The following is a 7,234-nucleotide window of genomic DNA, read 5'->3' on the forward strand; positions in this document are numbered from 1 at the left end:
CGCATCTCCCGCAGCAGCGTCGGGCCGTCCATTTCCGGCATCACCACGTCGGACACCACGAGGTCGACCGCGCCGTTCTTTTCCTCCAGCGCCTCCATCGCCTCGACGCCATTGGAGGCCTCGATCACGCTGTAGCCGCGCGAGCGCAGGCCGCGGGCATTGAGCGAGCGCAGGCCCTCCTCGTCCTCGACCAGCAGGATGGTGCCCTGCCCGGTCAGGTCGGCGCGCGGCCTGGTTTCCGCCGCCGGCGCCTTGGCCGCATCAGTGGCGGCGACGGGCTCCGGCTGCACCTCCTGCTCGGCATGATGCCGCGGCAGGAAGATATGGAACGAGGTGCCCTTGTCGGCTTCCGAATCCACGTAGATAAAACCGCCGGTCTGCTTGACGATGCCGTACACCGTCGACAGGCCGAGGCCGGTGCCCTTGCCGACTTCCTTGGTCGAGAAGAACGGTTCGAAGATCTTGTCGACGATGTCGGCGGGAATGCCGGTGCCGGTGTCGGCAACGTCGATCCGGACGTAATCCGCCGCCGGCATGCCCTTGTAGGCGAACTGGCTGGATTCCTCCGTCGTCACATTGGCGGTGCGCACCGTCAGCTTGCCGCCGTCGGGCATCGCATCGCGGGCGTTGACCGCGAGGTTGACTATCACCTGCTCGAACTGGGAGACGTCGACCTTGACCGCCCACAAATCGCGGCCGTGCACGAGGTCCAGCTTGACCTTTTCGCCGATCAGCCGGCGCAGCAGCATGGTGAGATCGCTCAGGGCGTCGCCGAGATCGAGCACCTGCGGCCGCAGCGTCTGCCGCCGCGAAAACGCCAGCAGCTGCCGCACCAGCGTCGCGGCGCGGGTAGCGTTCTGCTTGATCTGCATGATGTCCTGGAACGACGGGTCGGTCGGCTTGTGCGCGTTCAGCAGGAAGTCGTTCGCCATCATGATGGCGGAAAGCACGTTGTTGAAATCATGGGCGATGCCGCCGGCGAGCTGGCCGACCATGTCCATCTTCTGCGACTGGTTGATCTGGTTTTCCAGCGTGCGCCGCTCGGTGGTCTCCAGCAGATAAACAATGGCGGCCTCGGTCTCGCGTTCGTTCTCCTCGACCGCGGTGACGAAGAACTGCCCCCAGCGCTCCTTGGGCCCGTCGAGCATCGCCTCGACCGGGGCGATGTCGCCCTGCCCCTCCGCCGCCTGGTTGATGGCCGCGATCAGCAGATGGCGGTCGCGCGGATTGACGCTGCGGAAGATCGACTTGCCGGAAGCGCCTTCGGAATTCAGCCCCTGCGCGAGCTTGGCGTAGCGGGCATTGGCGCGCACCACCGCGCCTGACCGCTCCACCGTCGCGATCGCCATCGGGGTATGGTCGAAGAAGCGCATGAAGCGGACTTCGGCGGCGCGCTGCGGATCGGAATGCTCGTCGCGGGCCCGGCTGATCACCAGCGTGCGCGAGGCGCCCGGCACGCCGTCGGCCCCGAATGCCAGCTTGTGATAGAGCCGCACCGGCATGGTCCTGCCGCCGCGCATCCGCAGGTCGATGTCGAAAACCTCGGTCTTGACTTCGCCGGGCACCGCCACGATCGAGGTCAGCAACGAGGCGCCGTCGCCGGAGACGATGTCGGTCAGCTTGAGGCCGCCATTGCCGATTTCCGCGAGGTCGTGATCCAGCCAGTTCGCCAGCGTGGCGTTGACATAGACGAGGTCGCCGCCGGCATTGACGGAGAAGAACCCGCACGGCGCGTGATCGAGATATTCGATGGCGTGCTGCAGTTCCTGGAACACGTCCTCCTGCCGCTCGCGGTCGCGGGTGATGTCGGCGATCGACCACACCGCGTATTTCGCTTCGCGCTTGCTCGCTCCGAGCGGGCGGACCCGCATCCGCAGCCAGCGGCCCTGGCTGCCGTCGGAGCCGGCGATGCGGACCTCTTCCTGCTGCCGCTTGCCTTCGCGCGCCGCCTTGAGCAGGCGGAACACCGCTTCCGAGACGTCGGGATTGCCGATGAAGACCCGCTCCACCGGGCGCGCGTCCTGCGCGGTCGCAGCCCCCGTTATCGCCAGATAGGCGGCGTTGGAATAGACTACATGGCCGCGGGAATCGGTCACCGCCAGCCCGTCATAGGCGTAATCGGCGATCCGGCTCATCACCGGATCGTCGGCGGCGCGATCGGCGAAACGGATGATGCCGGCGGCGAAGGCGAACAGGTTGAACAGCCCGACCATCGCCAGCAGCGCCAACAGGCCGAGGATATAGGGCTGCGCCTGGGCGCGGCCGATGGTCATCAGCGCGACCGCCACCGCGACGATCGCAAAGGCCACCAGCAGTACCAGGACGATGCTGCCGTTCCGTCGTGCCGGTTCCTGGGCGGCGAAGGGCTGCGGCGCGGGAGCGTTGTCGGGTTCGGCGGTCATGGCAGCGGATAGAGCCTGTCGACATCGATGTTACGCGCCTGCGCGCGGCGCCAGGCGCGCTTTTGCGCGCCCGCTCCTGAGTGCCTGAATCGGGCCTGCCAACGCAAGGCCGTCACATCAGCTATTTCGCCCGCCGCGGTCATTTCCAGCCTCTCCCGTTGAGCCTGTCCCGGACCGCCGGATTCATGCCGGCCGGCCGGAAAGCCCGCGCCTGAGGCCCATGACGTAGCCGATAACCTCCGCGACTGCATGGTAATGTTCCACCGGGATCTCGCCGTCGACCTCCACGGTCGCATGCAGCGCCCGCGCCAGCGGCACGTTCTCGACGATCGGGATGTCGTGCTTGCCGGCGATTTCCCGGATCTTGAGCGCCAGCGTGTCGATGCCCTTGGCCACGCAGATCGGCGCCGGCATGCCGCGTTCATAGCGCAGCGCCACCGCATAGTGGGTCGGGTTGGTGATGATCACGGAGGCCTGGGGAACCGCGGCCATCATTCGCTTCTTCATGCGCTGCTGGCGCAGCTGCCTGAGCTTGCCCTTGATGTGCGGGTCGCCTTCGGACTGCTTGTACTCCATCTTCATGTCCTGCAGCGACATCTTCTGCTTCTCGAACCAGGTCCGGTACTGAAAGAAGAAATCGCCGATCGCGACCACCGCGAGCATCGCCACCACGGCGCCCATCAGTTGCAGCGTCAGGTTGGTGCTGACGACCATGATCGACGAAACGTCGAACCGCACCATCGCTTCGAGCCGATGGTGCTCCGGCCAAAGCACCGCCGTCATCACGGCGCCGAGCGCGATCACCTTGAAAAGGCCCTTGATGAAATTCGCAAGCCCCTGCTTGCCGAAGATCCGCTTGAACCCGGCGCCCGGCGATATCTTGTTGAATTTCGGCTTGAGCGACTCGCCCGACCACACCATCCGGTGCTGGACCATGTTGCCCGCGATCGCCGCCAGCGCGAACATCAGGAACGGCACGCCGAGCGCCGCCATCATCGAATAGCCAAGGCTCTGCGTCAGCGCCATCAGACCCGCCCCATCGGTGCGGATCATCCATGAATTGGCCACCAGATTGCGCAACGGCGCCAGGATGCCGCCGCCGATCGATCCATGAAAGGACGACAGCACCAGCGTGGCGCCGGCGAGCACGAACCAGGTATTGACCTCCTGGCTCTTGGCGACGTCGCCTTTTTCGTGGGCCTCATCCAGACGTTTTTGGGTCGGGTCTTCTGTTTTGTCTGAGGAGTCATTCTCGTCGGACATCGATCAAGCCCTTACCTTGATGGTATCAGCTGATGCATGACGCCGGTGAAATAATCGAGGAAGGTTCCCATCATCGTGACGAGGACGAGCGCCAGGATCAGGAAGCCGGCGAGAATCGACAGTGGCACGCCGACGAAATAGACCTGCATCTGCGGCATCAGCCGCGCCAGCACGCCAAGCCCGATATTGAAGACGATACCGAACACCAGGAACGGCGCCGACAGCTGGATCCCGATCTTGAAGGCGGCGGTGAAGGCGTTGGTGGCCAGCGAGGCGACATCGCCACTCGCCATCGACGCGCCCGGCGCAAAGATCGTGTAGCTGTCGTTGAGCGCGGCGATCACGAGGTGATGGCTGTCGGTGGCGAACAGCAGCGTCAGGCCGAGGATGGTGAGGAAGTTTCCGATCAGGAGACCCTGCTGCCCCTGGGTCGGATCGACCGAGGTGACGAATCCGAGGCCGAGCTGCTGGGCGATCACCGATCCCGCGACCTGCAGCGCCGACAGCGTCACCCGCGCAGTGGCGCCGAGCACGACGCCGATGACGATTTCGTGCATCATCAACACCAGCAGCGCCGTAATCGACTGCATGTCGATGTTGTAGGCCGCCCGGTGCACTGGCAGGATCACCAGCGTCAGCAGCAGCGCGATCGCCAGCTTGATGCGAACCGGAATATTGGCCTCGCCGAGCCCGGGCAACAGCATCACCATCGCGCCGATGCGGGCAAATACCAGCATGAAGGCGGCGGCCAGTGCCGGCAGCAATGAGACGTCGATGCGCATGATTGACGCGCATCATGCCTCAACCGCCTATGATTCGCGACGATATCCGCATCATGTAGCCGTGCAGCGACTCCGACATGAACGGCAGCGCCAGCAGCAGCGTGACGAAGATCGCGAGGATCTTGGGCACGAACACCAGGGTCTGTTCCTGGATCTGGGTCAGCGCCTGGAACAGCGACACCACGACGCCGACCACGAGGCCGACCACCATCAGCGGCGACGACACGATGACGATGGTCCAGATCGCATCGCGCGCCACGTCAAGGGTTTCAGCACCGGTCATTTATCTATTCCAATTCACTCGATTTCAACCGTCGTCATTCCGGGGCGCCTGCCAGCGCGAACCTGGGATCTCCTCGCGCGAACCATCTCGAATTCCGGGTTCGATGCTTCGCATCGCCCCGGAATGACGGTGCAGAAAAATCAGATCGGCATCCGCATGATGTCTTCGTAGGACTGGATCATCCGGTCGCGCACCGACACCAGGGTCGAGACCGCGACGTCGGTTTCGGCCACCGCCGTCACCACGTCCATCACGTTGGCCTTCCCGGTCGTCATCGCCACCGTCTGCGCGTCGGATTTGCGGCCGGCGTCCATCACGCTGCCGAGCGCCTCCTTGAGCACCGCGCCGAAGGATTGGCCGCCACCGAGTTCGGCGGCCTTGCCGACGCCGGCGGCGGGGCCGGCGCTGCTGGTCATGCGGGCAAGTGCGGCATAGGCATTTGCAGCGACTGTGGGTGAAGCCATGGTCCGGGGTTTCCTGTTCAGGCCTTGAGGATGTCGAGCGTGCGTTGAATCATCCGGCGCGTGGCGCTGATGATGTTGAGGTTCGCCTCGTAGGATCGCTGCGCTTCGCGCATGTCAGCCGTTTCGATCACCGAGTTGACGTTGGGATATTTGACGTTGCCGGCGGCGTCCGCCGCCGGATTGGAAGGCTCGTATTTGACCCGGAACGCCGACGCGTCGGGCCTGACCCTGCCGAGCGTCACGACCCTGGCATCCAGCGAGCGATCGAGTTCGGAGGTGAATGTCGGCACCTTGCGGCGATAGGGGTCGCCGCCGGCGGTCGGCGCAACGGAATCCGCGTTGGCGATATTTTCCGAGAGCACCCGCATCCGCCCCGCCTGCGCGCGCAGGCCGGAGGTTGCGATGCTCATCGAGCGGCCGAAGTCATTTCCATCGCTTGCCATGATCGCGTTTCCCTAAAGCTCAGCGCTTGCCGATGGCGGTTTTCAGAAGCCCCAGGCTGCGGCTGTAGAGCGAGGTGGCCGCGGCGTAGTCCATCTGGTTGGCGGAGACCTTGAGCATCTGGTCTTCGAGATTGACGGCGTTGCCGGCCGGCCTGGTATGGAACCCGGCCCGGCCGTGTTGCGCGAAAGTGTCGCCGCCGCCGGCCGGGGCAATGTGGCTGGTGCTGGTGCGCATCATCGCCAGCGCTCCCATCGCCGCGGGGCTGGCGCCGGTTTTGTCGAATTTCGGCTCGACCAGATCGCGCGGCCTGAAATTCGGCGTGTCGGAATTCGAGATATTTTCGGCGAGCACGCGCTGGCGCTCCTGGTGCCACTGCATCTTGGTGCGCAGCGCCGACAAAACCGGAAGATCGTTGATAGCCATCGCATCGGCCCCATTACGTCAGGGGCACGGCGCCGCTGAGGTAGGCAGAATTTGCCGTGTGTATGGTTAACAACGGGTTAAAATCGCCTGATTTTAGCCGTGGACAACAGCCAGCGCCGGACGCGGATCGGTGCTCCGGCTGCACACCGAGCGCATTTTTGCCACGAAAGCTGCGTTAACCAAGCGCGTGGGGCGCTCAGAAGTCGTTTTGGCTCAAGCGATTCTTGGTTTATTAAGATGCGTGGGCGGCACTTCTTGCCGTGGGGAATTAAGACATGAGGCTGGGCTGCGCTTCGTTGGGCCATCGGACGGAACGCCGGTCCGGATTGCCCAAGCGAAGTTTGAAGACAGCTTTACTGGCCGGGGACTGAGCTATGCAGGGACCACTTACATTCTTCTTGGCATTCGTGGCCGTGCTGGCCCTGATCGGCGTCGCCGCCTGGCTGGTTCGTCGCTTCGCCACCAACCGCCTCGGCGCCAATACCAACCGCGGGCGGATGCCGCGGCTGGCGGTGATCGACGCCGCGGCGGTCGACGGCCGCAGGCGGCTGGTACTGGTGCGGCGCGACAACATCGAGCATCTGCTGATGATCGGCGGCCCCACCGACATCGTCGTCGAAGCCAATATCGTCCGCGCCATGCCCGGACGGGAGCAGGCGCCGCGGCCCGCCGTCGGCGGCACCGAGCCGTCGCCCCGAATCGCGCCGCTGCCCGACACCAGCTGGAGCGACGGGGAGACCGCCCGGACCGATATGTTCGACCATGCCGAGCCGCAAATGCCCGAGCCGCCGCCGCGGCCGGTTCGTCCCTCTTTTGCCGACGAAGCGCGCCGCCCGTCGCCGCCGCAGATGCCGATGCCGGAGCGCCGCCCCGAGCGGGCCGAGCGCGCCGACCCGATGGCCGGCTTCGCGCCGGAGCCGCTGGGCGGCCGGCCCGAGCCCCGTCCCGAGCTGCGCCCGGAACCGATGCCGTCGCGGGTCACCTCGCGCAGCGAGCCGATGATGCCGCGGCCCATGCGGCCCGAACCGCCGAAGGCGCCGCCGCGCGTGCCGGCCTCCGAACGGGCCGTCGCACCGCCGCCGCCCCCGGCGCCGCCGCCGCCCCCCTCGGCGCAGTCCAGCGCCGACCAGAATCTCGCCGAGATGGCGCAGCGGCTGGAAGCCGCGCTGCGCC

9 protein-coding genes are annotated in these 7,234 nt (G+C 65.6%); 1 reads left to right on the plus strand and 8 read right to left on the minus strand.

The features are described 5' to 3' along the window. The 8 genes from cckA to flgB all read right to left on the minus strand — a co-directional run. Nucleotides 1-2,402: cell cycle histidine kinase CckA (gene cckA, locus Q8N40_RS17970; RefSeq protein ID WP_305712770.1), on the minus strand; the 2,402-nt coding region annotated here is incomplete at its 3' end. After that, nucleotides 2,399-2,545 (minus strand): hypothetical protein, encoded by a 147-nt coding sequence (locus Q8N40_RS17975; RefSeq protein WP_305712771.1) that lies wholly within the window; start codon nucleotides 2,543-2,545, stop codon nucleotides 2,399-2,401. The genes cckA and Q8N40_RS17975, both read right to left, overlap by 4 nt. A gap of 40 nt (nucleotides 2,546-2,585) precedes the next feature. Beyond that, nucleotides 2,586-3,665 (minus strand): flagellar biosynthesis protein FlhB, encoded by a 1,080-nt coding sequence (gene flhB, locus Q8N40_RS17980; protein ID WP_305712772.1) that lies wholly within the window; start codon nucleotides 3,663-3,665, stop codon nucleotides 2,586-2,588. Between the two features lie 11 nt (nucleotides 3,666-3,676). Further along, on the minus strand, nucleotides 3,677-4,447 hold the full coding sequence (gene fliR, locus Q8N40_RS17985; RefSeq protein WP_305320794.1) for a flagellar biosynthetic protein FliR: 771 nt from the start codon (nucleotides 4,445-4,447) through the stop codon (nucleotides 3,677-3,679). Nucleotides 4,448-4,466: 19 nt separating this feature from the next. After that, the gene (gene fliQ, locus Q8N40_RS17990) at nucleotides 4,467-4,730 is read right to left on the minus strand and encodes a flagellar biosynthesis protein FliQ (protein WP_305320795.1); all 264 of its coding nucleotides are present in this window, start codon (nucleotides 4,728-4,730) and stop codon (nucleotides 4,467-4,469) included. 140 nt (nucleotides 4,731-4,870) lie between these two features. Beyond that, nucleotides 4,871-5,194 (minus strand): flagellar hook-basal body complex protein FliE, encoded by a 324-nt coding sequence (fliE, locus tag Q8N40_RS17995; protein WP_305320796.1) that lies wholly within the window; start codon nucleotides 5,192-5,194, stop codon nucleotides 4,871-4,873. Between the two features lie 17 nt (nucleotides 5,195-5,211). After that, a complete protein-coding gene (gene flgC / locus Q8N40_RS18000; RefSeq protein ID WP_305712773.1) occupies nucleotides 5,212-5,637 on the minus strand; it encodes a flagellar basal body rod protein FlgC in 426 nt (141 codons plus the stop codon). A 19-nt stretch (nucleotides 5,638-5,656) separates the two neighbouring features. After that, the gene (flgB, locus tag Q8N40_RS18005; protein ID WP_305320798.1) at nucleotides 5,657-6,061 is read right to left on the minus strand and encodes a flagellar basal body rod protein FlgB; all 405 of its coding nucleotides are present in this window, start codon (nucleotides 6,059-6,061) and stop codon (nucleotides 5,657-5,659) included. A gap of 374 nt (nucleotides 6,062-6,435) precedes the next feature. Here flgB and Q8N40_RS18010 point away from each other — a divergent pair. Beyond that, on the plus strand, nucleotides 6,436-7,234 hold a 799-nt coding region (locus Q8N40_RS18010), incomplete at its 3' end, for a flagellar biosynthetic protein FliO (protein WP_305712774.1).

It is taken from the genome of Bradyrhizobium sp. (assembly GCF_030693485.1).
In the GTDB taxonomy this organism is placed as follows: Bacteria; Pseudomonadota; Alphaproteobacteria; order Rhizobiales; family Xanthobacteraceae; genus Bradyrhizobium.

Bases quoted from the DNA above. Each gene is read 5' to 3' on its own strand.
- flgB (WP_305320798.1), bottom strand. From the start codon at position 6,061: ATGGCTATCAACGATCTTCCGGTTTTGTCGGCGCTGCGCACCAAGATG.
- fliQ (WP_305320795.1), bottom strand. From the start codon at position 4,730: ATGACCGGTGCTGAAACCCTTGACGTGGCGCGCGATGCGATCTGGACC.
- Q8N40_RS17975 (WP_305712771.1), bottom strand. From the start codon at position 2,545: ATGACCGCGGCGGGCGAAATAGCTGATGTGACGGCCTTGCGTTGGCAG.
- fliR (WP_305320794.1), bottom strand. From the start codon at position 4,447: ATGCGCATCGACGTCTCATTGCTGCCGGCACTGGCCGCCGCCTTCATG.
- flgC (WP_305712773.1), bottom strand. From the start codon at position 5,637: ATGGCAAGCGATGGAAATGACTTCGGCCGCTCGATGAGCATCGCAACC.
- fliE (WP_305320796.1), bottom strand. From the start codon at position 5,194: ATGGCTTCACCCACAGTCGCTGCAAATGCCTATGCCGCACTTGCCCGC.
- flhB (WP_305712772.1), bottom strand. From the start codon at position 3,665: ATGTCCGACGAGAATGACTCCTCAGACAAAACAGAAGACCCGACCCAA.